Below are 331 nucleotides of genomic sequence, written 5' to 3'. Positions count from 1 at the left end.
ACCTAGGGCGGCAGCGGTCGGGACTACAGCCTTTTCCAGTTCCTCGCTGTAGGGAATGGGTGTGCGTGCGGCGCCTAACCGGCGGGGCGCGGCATCGAGCTCGTTCCAGCATTCCTGCACCGCATTGCTGAGGACTTCCCCGCCCCACCCGAAATCACGCACGGCTTCATGAGCGACGACCAGATGGCGGGTCTTCCTCACCGAGGCGTAGATGGTCTCCATATCGAGCGGGTGCAGGGTCCTGGGATCGATGACTTCCACGTCAATGCCATCCTCGGCCAGATGCTGGGCGGCTTCGAGCGCCCGATTTACCATGAGCTGGGTTGCAACG

Annotated in this window: 1 protein-coding gene; it reads right to left on the bottom strand. The window is 63.1% G+C overall.

Features of this window, described 5'->3' with window-relative positions:
- Positions 1–331 (bottom strand): transketolase C-terminal domain-containing protein (locus SB679_RS23495; protein ID WP_410704685.1); only part of this gene is annotated, 331 nt, incomplete at both ends.

The organism is Chryseobacterium sp. SIMBA_029 (assembly GCF_046535275.1).
Lineage (GTDB): Bacteria > Bacteroidota > Bacteroidia > Flavobacteriales > Weeksellaceae > Chryseobacterium.
The sequence above is the reverse complement of the archived record's forward strand: the minus strand, read 5'-3'. Positions and strand labels throughout refer to the sequence as shown.